Genomic DNA, 19,452 nt, shown 5'->3' on the forward strand with positions numbered 1-19,452 from the left:
CACATTTTAAAATATTTTTTCTAACAAAAAGTAAGCTCATCTAAGAACCAAAAGCTGTGTGTAACCTTGCCTGTAAACCCAAATTTTAACAAAGCTTTTAGACCTATTTTGCTTTAACGCAGAGGACAAATCCTCTAAATTCTTAATTTCTATTTGTTCTACAGCTATGATTACATCTCCTGTTTCAAAGCCTACATTATCAGCCTTTGAATTTGCCTTAACGCCAGATACTAAAACACCGTTAATCGAGTGCGGAATTGATGACCTTGAATTTTTATCTAAATTTTTTAACTCAAGCCCGTCTATAAGGCCATTATCGCTTAAAACATCGCCCTGTGCTTGCAAGGCAAAACTTACGCTTTTTACCACCCTATCTCTTTCATAAATTACGACAATATTTTCATTAGGAGCTAAGCTGCCTATGTAGTTTTTCAAGTCATTGGCATTTTTGATATTTTTATCATTAACCTTAATTATCAAATCCCCTCTTTTTAAGCCTGCTTTTTGCGCTGCTGAGTTGTTTTCTACATCAGTTATTAAAGCACCCTCTTTGTTGCTATATACATTTTTGCTATCGCCTTGTAAAGAACTTATGCTAACGCCTAAAAATCCTCGCTCTACCTTACCCTTTTGGATTAAAGATTTTGCTACATTTTTAGCCATATTTGAAGGTATGGCAAAGCCTATGCCGTTATTTCCTCCGCTTCTTGAAAGGATTGCTGAGTTTATGCCTATTAAAGCTCCTCTGCTATCAACCAATGCCCCGCCTGAATTTCCAGGATTTATAGAAGCATCTGTTTGTATGAAATTTTCGTATTGATTTAGGCCTATATTGTCTTTATTTAAGGCCGAAATTATACCGCTAGTTACGCTTGAACCAACCCCAAAAGGATTTCCAATAGCAAAGACCAAATCCCCTTCCAGCAAATCATCAGAATCAGCAAAAGAAATAGCCGATAAATTCGAAGCCTCTATCTTAATAACGGCTAAATCAGTCTTTGGGTCGCTTCCTATTATCTTAGCCTTGTATTCTTCATCTTTGTTTGCCAAAGTAACTGTGATTTCGTCCGTGTTTTCCACCACATGGTTATTTGTAATTATATATCCATCAGAGGAGATGATAACACCAGAGCCCAAGGAATTTACAACCTCTTTGCCCCCTCCTCTTTGCTGTGGTATGTCAAAAAAATGCCTAAAATAAGGGTCATTGAAAAAGTTGTCAAAGAATGGGTCTCTAGCCCTTGCGACTGTTTTTGAAGTAGAGATATTAACAACTGAATTTTTCGCATCCTTGATGACATTATAGTAAGACAAAATAGCACCGTTATCACCGCCGGGCTGAATTCTTTGAGCATTATCATTAGCTTCTTTAATGTTAATGTTAGCAGCCAAAACAAAAGAACTTAATATAGATGTTAAAATAAGCTTTCTAACCATATCAAACCTCAATTTTTAAGTATTTGAGTGAAGTATAAAATTTATAATTTATCAAATCGTTAACAAAATAAGTCTAAATCACAAAAACTTAAAAAAGTTGATTGACTTACACTAAAGGTTTATGTTATACTGCAGGAAAAATTTAATAAAAATTCAAGGGTTTACTTAAAATGAATAATAGTTTATACGATACTTTAGGTGTTTCAAAAACTGCAAGCGCAGATGAAATAAAAAAAGCTTATAGAAGATTAGCAAGAAAATATCACCCAGACATCAACAAAGAAAAAGGAGCCGAAGAAAAATTCAAAGAAATCAACGCAGCGTATGAAATTCTAAGCGATGAAAACAAGAGAAAAAAATACGACAGATACGGCGATTCAATCTTTGGCGGGCAGAGTTTTCAAGATTTTTCACGCGGAGCTAGCGGGGCTGATTTTAACGATATATTGCATGATTTGTTTGCAAATTTTGGAGGCGGTTTTAACTCCAGAAATTCAGGCTTTTCAGGTGGATTTAGCAGCGGATTTAATTTTAATAATACAGCGCAAAATTTAGACCTAAACGCAAAGATAAAAATTCCATTCAACACAGCTATTTTAGGCGGCGAGCAAAAGATAACTTTTAATCAAGAAAATATCACCATAAAAATACCTCATGGCATAAAAGAGGGAGAAAAGCTAAGAATTCGAGGCAAAGGCTCGTCTTTTAACGGAGCAAGAGGGGATTTGATAATACAGGTTGAAATCGAAGAAAGCAAAGAATACGAAAGAAAAGACGATGATTTGTATAAAAAGGTTGATATTAGCTTAAAAATGGCCTTGTTTGGAGATAAAATCACAATTCAAACACCAAGAAAAGAAGTAAACATAAAAATACCTCAAAACACAAAAAATGGCCAAAAAATAAGACTTAAAGGCTATGGAGTACAAAACAGAAAGACAAATATTTATGGGGATTTGTATTTAAATATAAATGTTGTCCTGCCAAATACTGAGGATTTGGACAAGGATTTATTAAAAATGTTAGAAGAAAAACTTCCTTAAGGAGTAAAAATGCAGCATACTTATGAAGAACCGGTTTATCTTATATCAGTTGTAGCAAAGGTTTTAAGCATACACCCGCAAACCTTAAGACAGTATGAAAGAGAAGGCCTTATAGAACCAAGCAGAACAGATGGTAAAATGAGGTTGTACTCGCAAAAAGACATTGATAAGATTAAATTAATACTTAGACTTACCAGAGATATGGGCGTGAATTTAGCGGGTGTTGATGTGATATTAAAACTCAAAAGACAAATAAATGAATTTGAAGCCTTGATAGATGAGCTAAGACTAGAGCTTGAAAGACATCAAGGCAAGTCAAGTAAGGCGGTTGTAAAGCATAAAAATAGCTTTGATTTGATATTTTATAATGAAAAAAACATCTAGCAAACAAGAGCTAATCCGCTATATAAGAAAGTTAGAAAAATTTTACAACGCAGCAAATTCTATGTTAAAAAAAGATAATTTTAATCAAGAATTATTTTGCGAAAAGATAAAAAAGATGAGCCTTTTTTTAAATGACTTTTCTGTAACTTTATATTCTCCATACACAAAGGCTTTGCAGGACTTCGCAAATGATTGTTTGAGCATGAAATTCGCACAAAATGAACTTTTAATGAAAAGCAACGCTGTAGATAAGCTTAAAAATTCACAAAAATATAAAAAAGATAAACACAAAAACAAATTTAAGGACTTTTAATGTTGACTGTTATTTTTGATATGGATGGAACTCTTATAAATAGCGCAAATGCCATAAGCTCTGCGGTAAATGAGATAAGAAAGAATTTAAACTTACAAGCCCTAGATGAGAGATTTATACTAGATACAATAAACACGCCGGGTAAAGACTGGGCTAAGATACTTTACAACATAGATGATTTTGAGCATAGCACTTTTAAACAAGGTTTTGAAAGGTATTTTATAAAGCATTATGAACAAAGCGTTATATTATATGATGGCGTGATAGACATACTTACTTATTTGCAAAATAAAGGTGCATATATAGCCATAGCTACCAACGCTCCGCAAGATTCTCTTGACAAAATACTTAGTAAGCATAAAATAAGTGAGTATTTTAATATAATCGTAGGCGTATCAGCCAAGATAGAGCCAAAGCCAAGCCCACAAATGCTAAATTTCATACAAAATCAAAGCCCTTTTGACAAGGCCTTGTTTGTTGGTGATAGTAAAAAAGATGAAGAAGCTGCTAAAAACGCTAACATACCATATCTTAGCGCCAAATGGAATATGCCAACAAGCAAAGCTAATGAATTTAGTAATGCAAATGAGCTATTAAAGCTTTTTGAAAAATACTTTAATGATAGCAAAATATGATAAAATAATCTTTTTAATTTATATTAAGGTTTAAAATGGAAACTAAGTTGTTAATAGAAATAGGCGTTGAGGAGCTTCCAGCCATACCTCTTTTAAAAGAACTTCCTAATATCAGCACAAAATGGTCTAAAATTTTAGATGAATACGGCTTAAAAAGTGATTTTAGCTTTTTTTACACTCCAAGAAGATTGGTTCTTTACCATACAAAATTCTTACAAAAACAAAAAAATCACAAGGCTGAATTTATAGGTGCTCCTAGGGATGTGGCGTTTAAAGATGGGAAATTAAGCCAAGCCGGACTTAGTTTTTTAAAAAAAACAGGCCTAAGCGAAGCTGAACTTTGCTTTAAAGAAATAAAGGGAAAAGAAGTTTTATACTACGAAAAAGAAATTCAAGGCAAGGAAAGCAAAGAGCTTTTAGAGGAAATGATAAAAAAATTCATATCTTGTCTAAATTTTGGCAAGTCAATGCGTTGGAAAGATAATAGCTTTGAATTTATAAGACCTATAAGGTCTTTAGCTGTGCTTTTGGGCGATGATTTAGTGGATATGAGTATTTACGGGGTTAAAAGTGCAAAAACAAGCTTTGTTCATAGAAGCGTATCCTATGAAGCTTTTGCTTTTGAGGACTGCGATGAGTATTTTAAAATTTTGCAAGAAAATTTTGTAATCTTAAATCAAGATGAAAGAAGAAAAAAAATCCTAGACGATTTTAAAAAACTAGAGGAAAAATACAAAATAAAGATAAAAGAAGACAGCGAGCTTTTGGATGAAGTGGTGGCTATAACAGAATATCCAAGTGCTTTGATAGGAAACTTTGAAAAAGAATTTTTATCTCTGCCAAGCGAAGTTATCATAAATTCTATGAGAGAAAATCAAAGATATTTTAGTGTTTTTAAAGACGGTGCTTTTCATAATAGCTTTGTGGTTGTTAGCAACGCGGTTTGCGATGATTACAACTTTATAATAAATGGAAATGAAAGAGTTTTAAGAGCTAGATTAAGTGATGCCATGTTTTTTTACGAAAACGACCTGAAAAATAAACTTCAAGTGCAAAATTTGAAAAAGATTTCGTATTTTGAGGGTCTGGGAACTATGTATGATAAGGTGCAAAGAGAAAAAAACTTAGCAAAAGAACTGTGTCAAATTTATAAAGAATGCAAGTTAGATGATGTTTTAAGTGCTGTAGAGTACTCAAAAGCTGATTTAAGCACTCAAATGGTGTATGAATTTACTGATTTGCAAGGGATTATGGGTTATCACTACGCTAAAAAAGAGGGCTTTAAGGATGAAATATGCTTAGCTATCTTAGAGCAGTATCTGCCAAAATCAGAAAATGATATCTTACCAAGCACGCAATTTAGCAGCATCGTGGCCTTGGCAAATAAATTTGATACATTGCTATCTTTATTTTCTATCAATAAAATTCCAAGCGGAACAAAAGACCCTTACGCCTTAAGACGAGCCGCTATTGGAGTGCTAAAAATAATCATAAATTTAAACATAAATTTTAAACTTGATGAATTTTTACAAAAAGTAGCACCAAATTATAAGAATTTTGACACGAAAACTTTGCTAACTTTCATACTTGAAAGACTGTATAGCTTATATAACGCAAACGCCTCATTTATCAAGGCTGCATTAAGTTCTAAAAGCACAGATATAGTTCATTTAAATTCAAGCATAAATGCCTTAATCAAACTAAGCAAAGATGAGAATTTTAACTCATATTTTGACACCTTTAAAAGACTTGCAAACATCATAAAAAATGAAAATACACAGCTAAATATAGATGAAAATTTATTACTTGAAAAAGAGGAAAAGGATTTATTTGCTAGCTTTAAAAAGTGCAAGCTAGATAACAGTCCGTACGAGTTGTTAAAAGAATTATTCGAGCTTAAAGAGCCTATAGATAAGTTTTTTGACAATGTTATGATAAATGTTGATGATGAAAAAATCAAGAAAAACAGACAAGCTCTTATTTTTAACATCTATAAGAGTTTTTTAACTGTAGCTGATATAAAGGAGATAAGCCTATGAAAAAAATATCTTTTGTTTTAATTTTTGCTCTTGCATTTTCTTTTGCATACGATATGAATATCACTAAGGGCCAGGCTGTGATACTAGAATTTGGAAAAAAAGGACTTAAAGAAATTCAAAGTAAAAGCAATCTAGACAAAAAAGAGAAAAAAGAAAGATTTATGCTGCACCCAAGTGATGATAATAAAGTCATGTTGATATTTAGCTCATCTTATAGAAAGCCTATCAAAGAGGCTAAAATTTCGGCACTTTATGCAAATGGAGAGATTAAAAATTACCACTTGCTAGGTTATGATGGCTCGTATAAGGTTGAAAAATTAACCGTTGCTGCAAATAAAGTAAAACCACCAAAAGAAGTTTTGGCTAGAATTCAAAAAGAATTAAAAGAAGCAAATAAAATTTACGCCACCTTTACAGACGAAGCTTTGTATGATGGGAAATTTATAAAACCTCTTGATTCTGCCATAACAAGTCATTTTGGAACTGCAAGAGTTTTTAACAACACTTTGGCAAGCTATCATTCAGGAACAGATTTTAGAGCTAAGGTTGGCACGCCTATTTTAGCTGCAAATTCTGGAGTAGTAAGACTAGCAAAGGACAGATACTACGCTGGAGGCTCAGTTATAATAGACCATGGTTATAAAATTTTCTCTCAATACTACCATCTTTCCGAAATAAAGGTTAAAGTAGGTCAAAAAGTAAATAAAGGCGATGTAATAGCTCTTAGCGGAGATAGCGGAAGAGTAACTGGTGCTCATTTGCATTTTGGAATATTTGCTGGCGGAAATCAAGTAGATCCTATGGACTTCATAAAAAAATTCAATGATTTAGTAGATGAAAAAGTAAAATGATGGTTGCGAGGGAGGGATTTGAACCCTCGACCCCTGGGTTATGAGCCCAGTGAGCTAACCACTGCTCCACCTCGCGTCAAAAGTGGATGGGGTAAAGGGATTCGAACCCCTGAATGACAGGACCAAAACCTGTTGCCTTACCGCTTGGCGATACCCCAATAAAAAAGTAGTAATTATAAGGAATTTTAATTAAAATGTCAAGAAATAAAAAGTATAATTGTTACTTTTTTAAAACATTTTAAGGAAAAATTATGTCATTTATAAAGATAGAACAAGCTATAAAAGAACTTCAAGAAGGAAAAATGCTTGTTATGGTTGATGCTGAAGATAGAGAAAATGAAGGAGATTTAATCTTTGCAGCACAGTTTAGCTCCAAAGAAAAGGTAAATTTTACAATAACACATGCAAGAGGGGTGCTTTGCGTAGCACTTAGCGAGGAGCTTGCCAAGCATTTTAACTTGCCCTTAATGGTATCTAACAATACTTCAAATCACGAAACAGCATTTACCGTAACAGTTGATGCAAAAAATGCTAGCACCGGTGTGAGTGCTTATGAAAGAGATATGACCATCAAAATATTTGCTGATGATAAGGCTGTGGCTGATGATTTCGTGCGTCCTGGGCATATAAATCCTTTAATTGCAAAAAAAGGCGGTGTTTTGGAAAGAACAGGACATACTGAAGGCACTGTTGATTTGTGTCGCTTGGCCTCTCTTAAGGAAGCTTGCGTGATATGTGAGATAGTAAAAGATGACGGGGAAATGGCTAGACGAAAGGACTTAGAGCTTTTTTGTAAAAAATTTGACATAAATATGATAGCACTTTCTGATTTGATAGAATACAGACTAAAAAACGAAAGCTTAATAACTTGCACAAAAGAAGAAGATAGCAATATAGCAAATTTTAAGGCCAAAAAATTTATCTTTAAGGACCACAACGAACAAGAACATATAGCATTTTGTTTTGGCAAGGTTTCAAAAAGTGCAAATGTGAAATTTCACATAAGCTCCAAGGATTTTGATTTTCTTACATCTGATAAATTTAATAATTTTTTAAAACAGTTAGAATTTCTAAGTACTAATGGCGGAATTTTAATTTTTATGCAAAGCAGCAAATCAACAGAAACAAATTTTAAAAACTACGGCATAGGAGCACAAATTTTAAGATATTTTGGCGTGGAAAATATAAAATTACTAAGTTCAAATTGTGATAAAGACTTTGTAGCTTTGAAAGGTTTTGGCTTAAATTTAGAGCTTTGTTCTTTATAAAAGCCTAAGTAAAACTTAGGCTTTATTCTACTTCAGCATCTATTACATCGTCATCTTTTTTCTTGTCATCCTTTTTATCATCCTCTTTTTTATACATACTTTCAGCTAATTTATGCGAAGCAGCGCTTAAGGCTTTCATTTTACTATCTATCTCTTCTTTAGTGGCATTTTCATTTTTAAGCGTTTCTTTTAGCTCATCAAGTGCTTTTTGTATGTTTGCCTTGTCCTCATCAGCTATCTTATCTCCAAGCTCACTTAAGGATTTTTCAACCTGATGCACTAGGGTTTCTGCTGAATTTCTAGCTTCTACAACCTCTTTTCTTTTTTTATCCTCTTCCTTGTGAAGCTCGGCATCTTTTACCATATTATTTATCTCTTCTTCGCTAAGTCCGCTAGAGCCTGTTATTTTGATTTCTTGAGCCTTGCCTGTGGCCTTATCTTTAGCTGAAACGGTTAAAATTCCATTTGCGTCTATATCAAAGCTTACTTCAATCTGAGGCACTCCTCTTGGAGCTGGTGGAATTCCTTCTAGGTTGAAATTTCCTAAGGATTTATTATCTCTACTAAATTCTCTCTCGCCTTGTAAAACATTTATGGTAACTGCATTTTGATTATCCTCAGCAGTTGAGAAAACTTGCTCTTTTTTGGTAGGTATGGTTGTGCCTTTTTCTATAATCTTTGTCATCACTCCACCTAAGGTTTCTATACCCAAAGAAAGAGGAGTAACATCAAGCAAAAGCACATCTTTTACATCACCTTTTATAACCGCTCCTTGTATGGCAGCACCTATGGCTACGACTTCGTCTGGATTAACTGATTTGTTTAAGTCTTTGTTAAAGGCTTTTTTCACTTCTTCTTGCACCAAAGGCACTCGGGTTGAGCCTCCAACCATAACGATTTCTTTTATTTCATCCTTGCTAAGTCCAGCCTCTTTTACAACCTCATTTATCTTAGCTATAGTCTCACTTACTAAGCCCTCTATCATACTTTCAAATTTGGCTCTTGTTATCTTTTTTACAAGGTGTTTAGGACCACTTGCATCAGCTGTTATGAAAGGTAAATTTACCTCTGTTTCAGTTGCTGAGCTTAGCTCTTTTTTGGCATTTTCAGCCGCTTCTTTTAATCTTTGCAAAGCCATAACATCTTTTTTAAGATCTATTCCATTTTCGCTTTGAAATTCGCTTGCTAAAAAGTCTATAAGCTTATTATCAAAGTCATCTCCGCCCAAAAAGGCATTTCCACCTGTTGCTAAGACCTCTACTACATTATCTCCCGTTTCAAGCACGGTTACATCAAAGGTTCCACCACCTAAATCATACACCACTATCTTTTCAGATTCTTTTTTATCAAGTCCGTAAGCAAGGGCTGCAGAGGTAGGTTCATTAATAATTCTTAAAACATTAAGTCCAGCTATAGTTCCTGCTTCTTTAGTAGCCTTTCTTTGTGCGTCATTAAAATACGCAGGCACTGTTATAACAGCATCTACAACCTTATCTCCTAAAAAGGCTTCAGCGTCCTCTTTTAGCTTCATCAAAACCTTGGCTGAAATTTCTTGAGGAGTGTAAAGCTTATCAGCTATTTCAACAGCACAAGCTCCGTTTCTATCTACTATATGATAAGGAAGTCTATTTCTAGCTTCTTTTGCCGCTTCCTCATTTATCATAAGTCCCATTATCCTTTTTATAGAATAAATGGTTTTTTCAGGATTAGTTACCGCTTGTCTTTTAGCGCTATCTCCAACTAAAACCTCGCCCTTATCGGTAAAGGCAACTATAGAAGGGGTTGTGTTTTTGCCCTCCTTGTTTGGTATAACCTTGCTTTCTCCGCGTTCATAAACGCTCACACAAGAATTTGTTGTTCCTAAGTCTATTCCTATAACTTTTGCCATTTTTTATCCTTTTAATTTTATTTTGCCACACTTACTTTTGTGTGTCTTAAAATTCTATCTCTTAGCTTATAGCCTTTTTGTAGAATTTGAGTTAGCTCATTTGCCTTAAAATTTTCATTTTCTGCGTAAAACATAGCTTCGTGAAGCTCTGGATTAAACTCATCTCCTTCCTTTGCCTCTATAAGCTCGACACCGTGATTTTTAAGCTTTTTAAGAAGTAAATCAAGAGTGTTTTTAACACCTTCTTTTATCTTAGTGCTTAACTCATCACTTGCTTCTACATTAAGGGCTGCTTCTAGAGTATCTACAACATCTAGCAAATCCCTAGCAAACCCTTCGTTTGCAAAGGCTATCATCTGTTCTTTTTCCCTTTGCATTCTTTTTTTAATATTTTCAAAGTCAGCATTTGCCCTAGCGTATCTGTCCTTTAAGTCAGCATTTTCAGCCCTTAAAAGCTCTAGCTCACCTAGGCTTTCTTCTTTTTCCTCGCTGAGTTCGCTTTGCTCTTCTTTCTTTTCTTGTTCTAAATTTTCATCTTTATCCACAAATCCTCCTTAGTAATATTTAATTTTGATGAGAATTATACAACTTTAGTCTAATAATGTCAAGTAAAATTAAATAAATTTATTAAAAAAACTTTAGTCTATTAGACTAAATATAGCAAGAATTTAGAGAACACAGGCTTTTCGCACATAAATTTGCCAAGTCCTTTTGAAAATAATTTGTAAAAAAATATGTAAAATAATATGATTTTTCTAAAAACTTATGCTAAAATACAACATTTTGAAAGGATTTATATGAGAAATTTAAGTGTAAGAGAAAAAAGCGAATTAAGCTCCAAAGTGTTTGATTCTTTATATGAAAACAAAACAAACTACATATTAAGAAAGATAAATGAAATACTAAGAATTCTTATAGCAAAGATATTAAGAAAATAAATCCTTATCTGTATTTTTCAAGTGCGATATAAGCACTAATACTTCATTTTCATCGCCTTCATACCCGTCTAAAACATCATCTACGCACTCTATGTATCTTTGCACGGCATCTTCTAGCCTGTCTTTTTTCACGCCGGCTAAAAGCAAAGCAGCCTCTAGGGTGATGTTTAATTCGTACTGTAAATTTTCTATCATTTCATCTTTATTCACCGCTTTTTTCCTCTTTACTCTTAATTAAATCTAGAATTTGATTTTTTATAAAGCTATAATCGCTACTATCCTTAAAAGCTGCGAAAAAGCCTCCACTAGCATTTTTGTGCCCTCCTCCGCCAACCAAAGTCTGCGCGATTAAACTTACATCCACCTTGTTATTTGACCTAAAACTTAGGGTTTTTTTAGAATTTACATCAAGAAAAAAATCATAATCCTTGTTTAAGGTCAAAAAATCATTTCCTATAACAGAGACATTGCCTATATTATATGTAAGTAAAAATTTGTATTCTTTATATTTTAGAGTGAAATATTCTTTATTTTCATTTAAAATTTTCACCACATATATTGATAACAAATTCCCAAGAGTGTTATTTTCCTCATCTTTAAAAAATTCTTTTTTCAAAAAATGCAAAGAATCCTCAAACAATATATGAGCCTTATCCTTGCCAACAAAGGTTTGCGCCTTGCTTAGCAAAAAAAACATGTATTCTGTGTTTTTTTGAGGAAATAAAACCCTATTTAGCTCCTTAGCATTTGAAACCATAGATAGTAAAACTTTGCCAAGCTCGAAATTTGTGTCATCTTTTAGCCAAATATCAATGGCATTTACGACATCAACAAATTTAGCCAAATTCTCATTTTGAAAAAACATCTTTGAAAAAAAATCATACACTATCTTAGTAGCACACCTTGAGCTATCTAAAAAATACCAAGCATATTTTTCAGCACAAGCCTGTCCGCTTTGATGATGGTCTAGCAAGAAAATCTTAGCATTGCTTCTTTTTGAAAGAGCTTCCTCAAAAGACTCGCACTGACTTAAGCTTAAATTTAAATCGCTTATCAAAACTATAGAGCAAACCTCGCTATCAAGCTTTAAAGACTCATCTATCCTATCTAAAATCATAGAAAAATTATCATTTATTTCTTTACCGTAATTTGAGTTGTAAAAATAACAGTTCTTAAAATAAAAATTACTCACAAATTGGCAAGCATAGCCGTCTAAATCAGTATGAGAAAGATGATATAAATTCACATTATAATTCAATTTTTATTACCCCTTCTGTTTCGAAATTTGTGTGCTCTGCTATCTCTGCAAAGCTTAAAACTACTATTTTTAGGTTGAAATTTGAACAAATATCAGCTATGAATTTTCTAAGCTGAGGCTCAACACAAAGCACGAAAGGCTTTATTCTGGTGCTTGAAACCGCCGCCACTTCGCTTCTAAGAGCTTCTACTATGGCTCCTGTTTGAGCTACATTTATCATTAAATGATAATTTCCATCCCTAAGCTGCAAGCTATCCATAAGCTTTGCCGAAGCCGCTGAATCAAGTATATATATGCTTAAAATTCCCTTTTCATCTATATATAAATTCGTAATAACCCTAGCAAGCGACGCCCTTACGTGCTCTATAATCATATCAAAATTCTTAGTAACCTCTGATATGTCCATAAGTGCTTCAAGTATGCTTATCATATCTTTAATAGGAATTGAGTTTTTAAGTAAATTTCTAAGCACCCTTTGTATAACGCCAACAGTGGTTATTTTTAGTAAATCCTCAATCACCGCTGGATAGTCTTTCTGAAGCTTATCTAGCATGTTTTGAACCTCTTGCCTTGTTAGAAGCTCGGCTGCATTAGCCTTTATAAGCTCGCTCATGTGAGTTGATATGACGCTAGCAGGGTCGATAACTATATAACCATTTATAGTAGCCTCATCTTTTAAATTTGCATCTATCCACAAGGCATCTGAGTTAAAAGCTGGCTCTTTTGTAGCAATTCCTTCCACCTCTTCGGTTATAAAACCGCTATCCATAGCCAAATATTTATCAGGATACACCTCGCTACTACCTATAACCACGCCTTTTAGCTTGAAATTATACTCATTTGGCTTAAGCTGCAAATTATCTCTTATCCTAATCTTAGGCATTAAAAAGCCAAGGCTTTGAGCTATGCTTCGTCTCATAGAGCGAATTCTTTCGGTTAGCTCACTTTCTGCAAGTCTTATAAGACCATATCCAAGCTCAAGCTCTAAAACCTCAAGTTTTAATATATCATTTATCCTGCCCTCTTCCTCTCTTATAATCTCCTCTTCGCTTTTCTTTTTAGGAGGTGCTTTAGCAGCAGCTGCTTGTTGTGAGGCGGCGATATCTTTTTTTCTAAGAGGCTGGGTTAAATCTATCTTACCCTCTCTTACTTGCTTTGTAAGATAGCCAAGCCCTAAAAACACAAGAGCCATAAAGCCTAGCGAAAGTGTTGGAAGCCCTGGCACCAAAGCAAAGATAAAAAGTATAAAACCAACTATTAAAAGAGTTCTATACTCGCTTAAAAGTTGATTTAGTGTACCTTCTGCGAAGTTATCCTCATCTTTACTAGCCCTTGTTATGATGATAGCTGTTGCTGTGGCTACGATAAGACCTGGAATTTGCGATACAAGCCCATCCCCTATGGTTAGTATAGTGTAAGTAGCAGCACAGTCGGCCAAAGGCATATCGTGCTGAAAATATCCTATGGAAAAACCGCCTATTATATTTATAATAGTGATGATGATACCGGCTACTGCGTCGCCTTTTATGAATTTAGATGAACCGTCCATGGCTCCGTAGAAATTTGCCTCAGCAATGATTTCTTGTCTTCTTGTTCTTGCCGTGTTTTCATCTATCAAACCAGCGTTTAAGTCCGCGTCTATCGCCATTTGCTTACCAGGCATTGCATCAAGGGTAAATCTTGCTTGCACTTCAGAAACCCTGGTACTTCCCTTTGTAACAACCATGAAATTTATCAAAACAAGTATGGAAAAAACTATGACACCAATGACATAATTACCGCCAACTACGAATTCTCCAAAAGAAGCTATGATTTCGCTCACAGCAGCAGGCCCATTTTGCCCCTCACTTAAAATCATACGCGTAGTGGCTATATTTAGCGCTAGTCTAAAAAGCGTAATTATGAGGATTAAAGTAGGAAAGGTTGTCAAATCTGTTGGCTTTGGTATGTAAATAGAAATTAATATAATCAAAACTGCAATGGCTATGCTTAAAGCCAAGAAAAAGTCTAGTATAGCAGCCGGCAAAGGCACTATAATAACAGCTAAGATACAAGCTATAAAGCCAACTATAGTTAAAGACTTGGCCTTTATAACAGGTGCTATTAAAGGACCTAGATATGGTGCTACAAGATCAAATATTTTTCGTCTTGCCATTTAGCTTTTTTTATTAATTACATCAAAAAGTGTGATATTTGATAGGTATTCGTTCATCTTATTTTGCAAATCAACCAAGACAGGCAACATAAGACACTTAACATTATTACTAGGACAAACCCCTCTAGAGCATTCAAATACACTCACCTGCTTTCTTTCAGCACTGTTTACAATCTCTTCTAAGGTGTATTCCTTAGCGTCTTTGCTGAGCAAGAAGCCGCCTTTTGCCCCCTTGTAAGATATTAATAAACCATCTCTTGCCAAAACTTGCAAAATTTTAGCGAGAAAAGACCTTGATATATCAAGCTTTTCGGCCATAGTTTCAACATCTTGCGGTTCTTTTTTATCTGCTATATAAATCAAAGCAAGTAGTGCGTATTCACTAGCTTTAGTAAAAAGCATAACTGTCCTTTTTCTAATCAATATTGAGAAGCATTGTAGCAAGATTTATTTAATTAAAGCTTTTACGTGGCGAAATTTTGTTTAAAAAATAAAATTTAAGCTTAGTTTTTGTTTGTTTTGATAGAATTGTGGCTTTTAAAATATACCAATCAGGAGGTCAACATGGCTTTGGATTCGGCTAAAAAGTCGCAAATTATCTCTAAATTTGCTAGAAAAGAAAAGGACACAGGTTCTACTGAGGTTCAAGTAGCCTTGCTTAGTGCTAGGATTTCTGAGCTAACAGAGCATTTAAAGGTTTTTAAAAAGGACTTTTCATCTCGTTTGGGTCTTTTAAAAATGGTAGGTAAGAGAAAAAGATTGCTAAACTACCTAAAGAAAAAAGACTATGCAAAATACTCTAAGCTTATAAGTGATTTAAACTTAAGAGATAAATAAAACTTGTATCCTTTTTTAAGGATGCAAAAAATTAAATATTGAGTAGATTCTACACATAGCAAGATATAAAATTCCAAAATTCACTAAAAAATTTCAAAAAAAAAAAAAAACAAATTTTTATTTTGTATAATCACATTTTCATTATCTTTTTACAAAGGAAAATTATGCTTAGTCTTAAAAAAACTGCCCTACTTTTAAGTTTAAGTGCCTGTATGGCTTTAGCTGTAGATACTGAGATAGTTTATAGTAAAAATGGTCGTCCTATATTTGAGTTAAATTTTTATAATCAGGGAGAAAGCTCTAGTTTTGCTGGAGAAATATCTACATCTCCTTACACCCTAAATCAAGCTCAAAGAAAAGAAATCTTAAGAGCTACTCAGTTTTGGGCTAATATACTTGGAGATAGGGCTACAAATTTAGAGCCTTTGAAATTTGTAGTGCATACTTCGCCTATGAAAAACAATGCATTTGCTGCTTCTTATGATATGTTTTGGGAAGGAAATAATGCCTTATTTGCTGATATGCTTTACAATAATCTTAGTAAAGAGGAATTTGATCAAGGATTAGTTGAAGCAACTGGTCTTAGCTACGATGATGTTAAATATACAGGTATCATAGGAATGGGTATATCAGATTGGTATATAGCACCTAATCCTAGCACCTTACCTACGAATGGAAATCAGTTTAGTATCTTTGGAACCTTTACTCATGAAATAATGCATGCTCTTGGAGTAGGTGCTTCAGCAAAGCAAGTTAATGGTAATTTTATGTTTGAAACTTCAAACGCATTTACAAGACATCTGCAAGATTATAAAGGAGTAATGGCAAGTAAGGATATAGCAATAATTGACAGTAAAAGCCAAGCTGATGCAAATAATTATTTTGTAGTAGATAGAAATACTAATCTTGCTACTCAAAGCAACACTATAAAAAGCTTAAGCACTTCACAAGGACATGCTTATTTTGTAGGAGATAATGTTTTAGAGGTTATAAAGAATGCAAGGCTTGGCTTTGATGGTGTAAATGCAGTGCCTATAAATGGCTGGGAAGGTGATGGAGCAGATATTTCTCACATAGAACTAGATAATTCACTTATGTCTCATCAACAATGGAGAAATTATAATTTTTATATGGAAGCTGAACTAGCCATACTTCAAGATATAGGCTATGATTTTGATAGAAAGCAATACTATGGGGATTCTATATATGAAAGTAATCTTTTAGACTGGCAAAGCACGCAAGGCTTTAATGATAGAAATGAGGAAGGCACTGCATACATAGCAAATACTTATAATAAAAGTGATTATGGTGTGGGCTTACATATCTATGGTAGGTTTAATACAGCTACGCAAAATCACGATATCTTATCTCAAGGAATTGCAGCCTCTGGTATAAGAGTAGATGGTTCTAATAATACCTTAAATGTAAATTCTAAAATTCATACCATAGGAGCTTTTTCAAATGCTTTATTAGTAGCTTATGGAAAAGAGCATAATATAAATTTAAACTCAGGCTCTGAATTGATAGCTAATGGTATAGGAGTGCATATAAATTTTGGAGATAATGCTCTTGGAAACAACACAGAGTATAGAGGCTCTTATATGCTAAGTGGGGCTTCTATCACTTCTACTGTAAAAGATAACTTAATGCAAATATTTAATCTAAATGGTGCCTTAGTATCAAATCTAAACGTAAAACAAGGCTCTTACATAGAAGGAAGTGAAGCAGCCATTTACATAGCTAACAATGCCTTTGTTGAAAACATAAATATAGAAAATGGAGCCACTATAAAAGGAGATATTATCTCACTTTGGGATCCTAATAATGAAAGATTAAAAGCAGATGATATGAATAAATATTTTACAGAAGTAAATTTCGGCACAACTCCTACAAGCACTCCTAGTGCAAGAGCTTCAAATTTACTAGCCTCTACATCTTTAAATTTTGATCCTAATAAAGTAGTCTTTGATGGAAATATCTTAGGCTATGATAGCTTGAAACTAAATATAAATACAGATTTTAATACAGAAAAGTCTATAGAAGTGTATGATCTTTCTCTTAATAGCTCTGCAAGTTTAGGAGTAGATTCTATAGTAGAAGTAAAGAATAATTTTACTCAAACAAGTTCTTCAACCTTACAAGCTCCTATAAATAGTGAGGGTAAATTAAATATCTTTGTAGGTGGAAATGCAAATCTTTCTGGTAATTTAGAATTCTTTTTAGGAAAAGACTTTTATAATACTTCTAGTATAGCTCTTAATAAAGCTGAGTTAATAGATGGAAAAACTACAAGCTTTGCTAATGTAAGCTTTGCTAATGATGCTGATTTTTCTAAGTTTTTAAACATAAGCTATGATGAGGCAAGTAGCACTATTAATATAAATAGGGATTATTCAAGTCTAGCTAAAAATACTTCTATCTCAAATTCACTTGTTTCATTAGCTTTAAATTCAAGTCCTAATGCTGATGTATCATCTTTATTTACAGAGCTTGATTTCTTAACAGATGAAGCTAGAGCTACACAAGCTTTAGATGAACTTAGCTCAAAAGTTTATTTAGATGCAGCTAAGGCTAGTTTAGACTTTCAAAAGGATATAAATGATAAATTAGTATTTGATTTATACTCTAAGGATGTATTTAAAGACGATGAGTGGATAAGCACTATATATACTTTTGGAACTTATAATTCTGTCAGAGAGGATAAAGACTTTTCATCTTATAAATCTTATGGTGGAGGAGTAAATGCAAAAGTAACAAAGTCATTTAATGATACTTTAGATCTAGGATTTAACTTGATCTTAAATGCTAGTAATTATGATTTTAAAAGAAATACTGCTACTTTGAAAAGTAGAGGAGCTTATCTTGGTGCTTTTGCTAATGTAGATTTAAATAACTTATTTATCTTTGCCTCTTTAAGAGCTGGTATGCAAAATGATAGTATGAATAGAGTATTAAACATAAATACATTTTCTGATACTTTTAAATCAAGCTATAATGCTTTTACTACAAGTGAGCTTTTAGGTTTAGGAACTAATTTTAATCTAAGTGAAACTTTTACCTTAGCTCCTTTAGCTTATATAGAGCATAATAGCTTAAGCACTCCTAGTATAAAAGAACAAGGTGGGGCATCTTCTTTAAATATAGATAAAAATACTTATCACAGTTTATCCTCTTTTCTTGGTTTAAAACTAAGCTATGATAAAGACTTTACTAATGGATATGGTTTAGGCTTATCTTTACTTGGTGGGTATAATCACTTTTTCTTAGATAATCTTGACAACGAAGCTTCTTATATAAACGATACTTCAAATGTTAAATTTTCTTCTAAAAACTATGTAAAAGATAAAGACTCTCTTAGAGTGCAAAGTGCTATTGATTTTACTCATGATAATTTTTATTCAAGGGTATTATTTCAAAGTGATATAAAAAGAAATATAGACTTTAGCACAAGATTAGAATATGGAATTAGATTTTAATCTTAAACTCAAGCATGAAAGATTCTTTCATGCTTAATAATCACAATAAAACACACTTACGAGCAAAATATTTATCTCCTTTTTACTCATTTTATTTTAAAAATATGTTAGAATTTAAGGCTTTAATTTAAGGACTTATTTTGGATTTTGAAATTTTATATATACTTTGTATCTTTATAGGCATACTTTCTGGTATGGCTTCTGGTATCTTTGGGCTTGGAGGGGGTATAATCATAGTGCCAGCCCTGCTAAGTTTTGGTCTAAGCTCTCATGTTGCCGTTGCTATGTCAGCCTTGCAAATGATCTTTGCCTCGTCTTTTGGCTCTTATTTAAACTATAAAAAAAAGAATTTAGATCTAAAAGATGGGATTTTTGTAGGGCTTGGAGGACTTTTTGGAGCAAGTTTTAGTGGAGAGCTTATAAAACTGCTTTCAGATACTAGCTTAAACGCCTTGTTTTTATGCGTAAATATCATCTTTTTTGTAAAATTTATCTTTAGCTTTAAAACAGAGGCTAGAAAGAGTCAAAGAAGTGAGAATTTTAAAAAATTTATCTTATTTTGTGCTGGGGCTATAACGGGTCTTTTTGCCATCTCTCTTGGCATAGGAGGAGGACTTTTGATAACTCCTATACTTGCGTATTTTCTTGGCTATGATACAAAAAAAACGGTGTGTATATCTTTATTTTTCATAATCTTTGCTTCCTTGGCTGGAAGTTTTTCTTTCTTTAGACAAGGTTATATAAGTGAGGAGGTTTTAATAGGTGGAATTTTAATAGGACTTTCATCTATGCTAGGAGTTTTTTTAGGCATAAAATTAATGGAAAAAATGCAGTTAAAATCCCATAGAAACGCCCTAGCCCTTGTTTATATAGCAAGTATTTGTATGACGGCAAATGCACTTTTAAAAAAACTTGAGCTTTACTAAGGCT

General features: G+C 33.3%; 18 protein-coding genes and 2 tRNA genes. 11 read left to right on the forward strand and 9 right to left on the reverse strand.

The annotated features are described in order from the left end of the window. Positions 1-36: 36 nt before the first annotated feature. Positions 37-1,437 (reverse strand): Do family serine endopeptidase, encoded by a 1,401-nt coding sequence (locus tag CAV_RS04820; protein ID WP_094325371.1) that lies wholly within the window; start codon positions 1,435-1,437, stop codon positions 37-39. Between the two features lie 170 nt (positions 1,438-1,607). On the opposite strand from CAV_RS04820, the gene CAV_RS04825 reads away from it, so the two are divergent. The 6 genes from CAV_RS04825 to pgp3 are packed head-to-tail and all read left to right on the forward strand — an operon-like array spanning position 1,608 to position 6,702. Continuing rightward, the gene (locus tag CAV_RS04825; protein ID WP_094325372.1) at positions 1,608-2,480 is read left to right on the forward strand and encodes a DnaJ C-terminal domain-containing protein; all 873 of its coding nucleotides are present in this window, start codon (positions 1,608-1,610) and stop codon (positions 2,478-2,480) included. A 9-nt stretch (positions 2,481-2,489) separates the two neighbouring features. Beyond that, positions 2,490-2,864, forward strand: coding sequence for a heat shock protein transcriptional repressor HspR (locus CAV_RS04830; protein ID WP_094325373.1), 375 nt, complete (start codon positions 2,490-2,492; stop codon positions 2,862-2,864). Beyond that, positions 2,848-3,177, forward strand: coding sequence for a hypothetical protein (locus CAV_RS04835; RefSeq protein ID WP_094325374.1), 330 nt, complete (start codon positions 2,848-2,850; stop codon positions 3,175-3,177). Before CAV_RS04830 ends, CAV_RS04835 begins: the two co-directional genes overlap by 17 nt. Continuing rightward, positions 3,177-3,812, forward strand: a complete 636-nt coding sequence (locus CAV_RS04840; RefSeq protein WP_094325375.1) for an HAD family hydrolase — start codon at positions 3,177-3,179, stop codon at positions 3,810-3,812. The genes CAV_RS04835 and CAV_RS04840 overlap by 1 nt, the downstream gene beginning before the upstream one ends. Positions 3,813-3,847: 35 nt before the next feature. Next, on the forward strand, positions 3,848-5,851 hold the full coding sequence (glyS, locus tag CAV_RS04845; protein ID WP_094325376.1) for a glycine--tRNA ligase subunit beta: 2,004 nt from the start codon (positions 3,848-3,850) through the stop codon (positions 5,849-5,851). Further along, complete coding sequence (gene pgp3, locus CAV_RS04850; protein ID WP_094325377.1) at positions 5,848-6,702, forward strand: peptidoglycan metallopeptidase Pgp3; 855 nt, start codon at positions 5,848-5,850, stop codon at positions 6,700-6,702. Before glyS ends, pgp3 begins: the two co-directional genes overlap by 4 nt. Here pgp3 and CAV_RS04855 read toward each other — a convergent pair. Together CAV_RS04855 and CAV_RS04860 are read right to left on the reverse strand one after the other, a co-directional pair. Further along, positions 6,703-6,778, reverse strand: a tRNA-Met gene (locus CAV_RS04855). It lies immediately after the preceding gene. A 7-nt stretch (positions 6,779-6,785) separates the two neighbouring features. Next, positions 6,786-6,860, reverse strand: a tRNA-Gln gene (locus CAV_RS04860). 93 nt (positions 6,861-6,953) lie between these two features. On the opposite strand from CAV_RS04860, the gene CAV_RS04865 reads away from it, so the two are divergent. After that, a complete protein-coding gene (locus CAV_RS04865) occupies positions 6,954-7,970 on the forward strand; it encodes a bifunctional 3,4-dihydroxy-2-butanone 4-phosphate synthase/GTP cyclohydrolase II (protein ID WP_094325378.1) in 1,017 nt (338 codons plus the stop codon). A gap of 22 nt (positions 7,971-7,992) precedes the next feature. On the opposite strand, the gene dnaK is transcribed toward CAV_RS04865, so the two are convergent. Continuing rightward, entirely contained in the window at positions 7,993-9,858 is a 1,866-nt protein-coding gene (dnaK, locus tag CAV_RS04870) for a molecular chaperone DnaK (protein WP_094325379.1), read from the reverse strand. Between the two features lie 17 nt (positions 9,859-9,875). Then, positions 9,876-10,403 carry a nucleotide exchange factor GrpE gene (grpE, locus tag CAV_RS04875; protein WP_094325380.1) on the reverse strand — a complete coding sequence of 176 codons (528 nt, stop codon included), beginning with the start codon at positions 10,401-10,403 and terminating at the stop codon, positions 9,876-9,878. 252 nt (positions 10,404-10,655) lie between these two features. Between grpE and CAV_RS08875 the strand changes: the two genes are divergently transcribed. Beyond that, entirely contained in the window at positions 10,656-10,796 is a 141-nt protein-coding gene (locus CAV_RS08875) for a hypothetical protein (protein ID WP_157676324.1), read from the forward strand. On the opposite strand, the gene CAV_RS04880 is transcribed toward CAV_RS08875, so the two are convergent. The 4 genes from CAV_RS04880 to CAV_RS04895 are packed head-to-tail and all read right to left on the reverse strand — an operon-like array spanning position 10,785 to position 14,611. Then, positions 10,785-11,006 (reverse strand): hypothetical protein, encoded by a 222-nt coding sequence (locus tag CAV_RS04880; protein WP_245807382.1) that lies wholly within the window; start codon positions 11,004-11,006, stop codon positions 10,785-10,787. The genes CAV_RS08875 and CAV_RS04880 overlap by 12 nt on opposite strands. Further along, the gene (locus CAV_RS04885; protein ID WP_094325550.1) at positions 10,999-12,042 is read right to left on the reverse strand and encodes a DHH family phosphoesterase; all 1,044 of its coding nucleotides are present in this window, start codon (positions 12,040-12,042) and stop codon (positions 10,999-11,001) included. The genes CAV_RS04880 and CAV_RS04885 overlap by 8 nt, the downstream gene beginning before the upstream one ends. Before the next feature lies 1 nt (position 12,043). Next, positions 12,044-14,209: a flagellar biosynthesis protein FlhA gene (flhA, locus tag CAV_RS04890; protein ID WP_094325381.1), complete on the reverse strand. Its 2,166-nt coding sequence runs from the start codon at positions 14,207-14,209 to the stop codon at positions 12,044-12,046. After that, positions 14,210-14,611 carry an Rrf2 family transcriptional regulator gene (locus CAV_RS04895; RefSeq protein ID WP_094325382.1) on the reverse strand — a complete coding sequence of 134 codons (402 nt, stop codon included), beginning with the start codon at positions 14,609-14,611 and terminating at the stop codon, positions 14,210-14,212. A gap of 162 nt (positions 14,612-14,773) precedes the next feature. Between CAV_RS04895 and rpsO the strand changes: the two genes are divergently transcribed. The 3 genes from rpsO to CAV_RS04910 all read left to right on the forward strand — a co-directional run bounded on the left by rpsO (position 14,774) and on the right by CAV_RS04910 (position 19,448). Then, the gene (rpsO, locus tag CAV_RS04900; RefSeq protein ID WP_094325383.1) at positions 14,774-15,046 is read left to right on the forward strand and encodes a 30S ribosomal protein S15; all 273 of its coding nucleotides are present in this window, start codon (positions 14,774-14,776) and stop codon (positions 15,044-15,046) included. 164 nt (positions 15,047-15,210) lie between these two features. After that, entirely contained in the window at positions 15,211-18,522 is a 3,312-nt protein-coding gene (locus CAV_RS04905; protein WP_094325384.1) for an autotransporter outer membrane beta-barrel domain-containing protein, read from the forward strand. Positions 18,523-18,662: 140 nt separating this feature from the next. Beyond that, the gene (locus tag CAV_RS04910) at positions 18,663-19,448 is read left to right on the forward strand and encodes a sulfite exporter TauE/SafE family protein (protein ID WP_261786986.1); all 786 of its coding nucleotides are present in this window, start codon (positions 18,663-18,665) and stop codon (positions 19,446-19,448) included. Positions 19,449-19,452 lie beyond the last annotated feature (4 nt).

The sequence above is a fragment of the Campylobacter avium LMG 24591 genome (genome assembly GCF_002238335.1).
Taxonomy (GTDB): Bacteria; Campylobacterota; Campylobacteria; order Campylobacterales; family Campylobacteraceae; genus Campylobacter_D; species Campylobacter_D avium.

Excerpts from the sequence above, each read along its gene's own strand:
- CAV_RS04820 (WP_094325371.1), bottom strand. The coding sequence starts at position 1,437 with ATGGTTAGAAAGCTTATTTTAACATCTATATTAAGTTCTTTTGTTTTG.
- CAV_RS04825 (WP_094325372.1), top strand. The coding sequence starts at position 1,608 with ATGAATAATAGTTTATACGATACTTTAGGTGTTTCAAAAACTGCAAGC.
- CAV_RS04830 (WP_094325373.1), top strand. The coding sequence starts at position 2,490 with ATGCAGCATACTTATGAAGAACCGGTTTATCTTATATCAGTTGTAGCA.
- CAV_RS04835 (WP_094325374.1), top strand. The coding sequence starts at position 2,848 with ATGAAAAAAACATCTAGCAAACAAGAGCTAATCCGCTATATAAGAAAG.
- CAV_RS04840 (WP_094325375.1), top strand. The coding sequence starts at position 3,177 with ATGTTGACTGTTATTTTTGATATGGATGGAACTCTTATAAATAGCGCA.
- glyS (WP_094325376.1), top strand. The coding sequence starts at position 3,848 with ATGGAAACTAAGTTGTTAATAGAAATAGGCGTTGAGGAGCTTCCAGCC.
- pgp3 (WP_094325377.1), top strand. The coding sequence starts at position 5,848 with ATGAAAAAAATATCTTTTGTTTTAATTTTTGCTCTTGCATTTTCTTTT.
- CAV_RS04865 (WP_094325378.1), top strand. The coding sequence starts at position 6,954 with ATGTCATTTATAAAGATAGAACAAGCTATAAAAGAACTTCAAGAAGGA.
- dnaK (WP_094325379.1), bottom strand. The coding sequence starts at position 9,858 with ATGGCAAAAGTTATAGGAATAGACTTAGGAACAACAAATTCTTGTGTG.
- CAV_RS08875 (WP_157676324.1), top strand. The coding sequence starts at position 10,656 with ATGAGAAATTTAAGTGTAAGAGAAAAAAGCGAATTAAGCTCCAAAGTG.
- flhA (WP_094325381.1), bottom strand. The coding sequence starts at position 14,209 with ATGGCAAGACGAAAAATATTTGATCTTGTAGCACCATATCTAGGTCCT.
- CAV_RS04895 (WP_094325382.1), bottom strand. The coding sequence starts at position 14,611 with ATGCTTTTTACTAAAGCTAGTGAATACGCACTACTTGCTTTGATTTAT.
- rpsO (WP_094325383.1), top strand. The coding sequence starts at position 14,774 with ATGGCTTTGGATTCGGCTAAAAAGTCGCAAATTATCTCTAAATTTGCT.
- CAV_RS04905 (WP_094325384.1), top strand. The coding sequence starts at position 15,211 with ATGCTTAGTCTTAAAAAAACTGCCCTACTTTTAAGTTTAAGTGCCTGT.